This is a genomic window from Hymenobacter daeguensis, assembly GCF_054780555.1.
This window is the reverse complement of the sequence record NZ_BAAGWC010000058.1, coordinates 1-1,932: the sequence shown is the minus strand read 5'-3', so window position 1 is coordinate 1,932 and position 1,932 is coordinate 1. Positions and strand designations below refer to the sequence as shown.

3 protein-coding genes are annotated in these 1,932 nt (G+C 66.3%); all 3 read right to left on the bottom strand.

Annotation, left to right across the window (positions count from 1 at the left end; genetic code table 11):
* Positions 1 to 38: 38 nt before the first annotated feature.
* The 3 genes from ACYVHT_RS23260 to ACYVHT_RS23250 all read right to left on the bottom strand — a co-directional run bounded on the left by ACYVHT_RS23260 (position 39) and on the right by ACYVHT_RS23250 (position 1,742).
* Positions 39 to 473, bottom strand: coding sequence for a hypothetical protein (locus ACYVHT_RS23260; protein WP_460557785.1), 435 nt, complete (start codon positions 471 to 473; stop codon positions 39 to 41).
* Between the two features lie 175 nt (positions 474 to 648).
* Complete coding sequence (locus ACYVHT_RS23255) at positions 649 to 987, bottom strand: hypothetical protein (RefSeq protein ID WP_460557783.1); 339 nt, start codon at positions 985 to 987, stop codon at positions 649 to 651.
* Positions 988 to 1,322: 335 nt separating this feature from the next.
* The gene (locus ACYVHT_RS23250; protein WP_460557781.1) at positions 1,323 to 1,742 is read right to left on the bottom strand and encodes a hypothetical protein; all 420 of its coding nucleotides are present in this window, start codon (positions 1,740 to 1,742) and stop codon (positions 1,323 to 1,325) included.
* Positions 1,743 to 1,932 lie beyond the last annotated feature (190 nt).

Below are 1,932 nucleotides of genomic sequence, written 5' to 3'. Positions count from 1 at the left end.
GGCGGGCCCGGCCAGGGAGCCGGCCGGCCCCGCGGCGGCTAACGCCGGGTGTAGTGCACCTCGTAGGTGGTGTAGTCGCCCTGCGTTTGCGGGGTGGGCATGGTGCCGAGCAGGGTCAGGTCGGTGGCGGTGAGCTGCTTGATGGTGCTGCTGGTGGGGGTGCCGCTGGCAAACGTGAGCAGGTCGTCGTAGCGGGTGTAGCCTTCCGGCGGCCCCTGCGCCACGCCGGCCCCGGAAAAAATCTGGTACGTGGTGCCGGTGAACGTGATGTACCGGGCCGCCGGGTTGGTGCCCTGCGGGTAGGTATAGGTGTTCTGACTGGTTTGCAGGCCGGCGGCGCTGTAGGCGGTGGTCACGGTGTAGGCGTTGTTCCAGCTGCCTTCCAGGGACGGTTTCGGGGCGGGCGTCGATTTTTTGCAGGCCCCCAGCAGCAGCCCGAGGCTGGCAATGGCTACGTAGAAGTGGCGTGGCATAGGCGCAAAGAGGGTAAGCGGAGTTGGAGTTGGGAGGACCAGCCGGCCCCCAGGCAATGGCTTCGGCACAAGCCCCGGGTAAAACAGCGCGGCCGCAATAAGCGCTGCAATATAGCGGACTCCCAATTTTCGTTTCGCTGGAAAAGGCCCCGGCTGCGCCGGCAGCGGGTGGTTTTCACGCTTTTTTACGCAGCGCCACCTTCGCCAGGCCCGAGCCTTCGATGTCGCTGCTGGCCGTCACCAGCACGCAGGGCTCCTCATTGGCCTGCTGAACGGAGGCCGCATCATCGGCCAGCGCCGCATTCACCGCCGCCACCGCCAGGCGCCACACCTGCGCCGTGGTAAGCGTGTCGCTGGCCAGGAAATACTCGGCCGGCGGCAGCTGGTAGCTGATGCCATCGGCATCATTCACAATGCTGCGGCTAAAGCCCAGGGCTTGCATCTCGGTGTGCAGCTGCGTGTAGTCTTCGCTGCCATCGGCGCGGTGCAGCACAACGCGGGTTAGGTAAAACATGGGAACGGCGGATGATTGTTGAAAAATCAGTCTCAACTGCCTGACAGGCAAGGCGGCATAAAGCTACTGAAGTTTCGGAATCGGGGCGCTTCAACGGCCGGTACAGCTCGTTTGGGAGTGATACCCGGCCCGGCCCCGGTGCCGCCCAGGTTGCCGCAGCCCGTGCCACGAAGAAGCCCCGGCCACTGACGGGGCCGGGGCTTGCTGGGGAGGCTCAGCCGCTGGGCACGCTTAGCGCGGTTTCGGACGCTGTGTACACCACGCGTCGGTCGTTCAACGACGCCCGCGCTGTAGCGCGGGCCTACCAACCGCATCCACCGCCGCCGAAACCACGCTTAGGCCGGCAGTGTGGCCCGGTGGGCCGCAATGCCCGCCTTCGCGGTGTTGAGGGTGGCGACTTGCGCCTCCATCTGCTCGCCGTCCACATCGGCCAGGAAGCGGTCGAGGCCCGAGGCCAGGCGGTTGCGCTTGGTGAGGGCCGTGCGGCGCACCAGCAGGGCGGCGCGCTCATCGGTGGCGGCCTCAAGCGTGTCGGCGTCGAGGCCGGCGGTGGCCAGCAGGATGTCCTGCGTGGCAATCTGAGCATTCACCTTGGCCAGCTGGGCGGTGGTGGTGGTGGCCGTGCGCTCGGAGCGGGTGTCGGTGAGCTCTCCCTGCGCCTGGCGGGTGGTGTAGGTTTTGAGCTCGAACTCAATTTCGGCGGTGGCGGCGTCGCACATCGCGCGGTCGGTCAGGGAGGAGTAGTCCAGGGCCATAAGCAGAGGTTAAAAGTGGGTTGGGAATAGGCCAAAGCTAGGCGCAGCGGATGCGGCTAAAAATGATGTAGCTCACTTTTAAAAATGATATGCATCATTAACGCATGCGGCGGCAGGCGCCGCCCGCCCGTTCCGGGTGCTACGCCGCCGGCCCGGCCAGCGCCGCCAGCTCGGCCGTGAGGGCCGCCCG

Excerpts from the sequence above, each read along its gene's own strand:
- ACYVHT_RS23260 (WP_460557785.1), bottom strand. The coding sequence starts at position 473 with ATGCCACGCCACTTCTACGTAGCCATTGCCAGCCTCGGGCTGCTGCTG.
- ACYVHT_RS23255 (WP_460557783.1), bottom strand. The coding sequence starts at position 987 with ATGTTTTACCTAACCCGCGTTGTGCTGCACCGCGCCGATGGCAGCGAA.
- ACYVHT_RS23250 (WP_460557781.1), bottom strand. The coding sequence starts at position 1,742 with ATGGCCCTGGACTACTCCTCCCTGACCGACCGCGCGATGTGCGACGCC.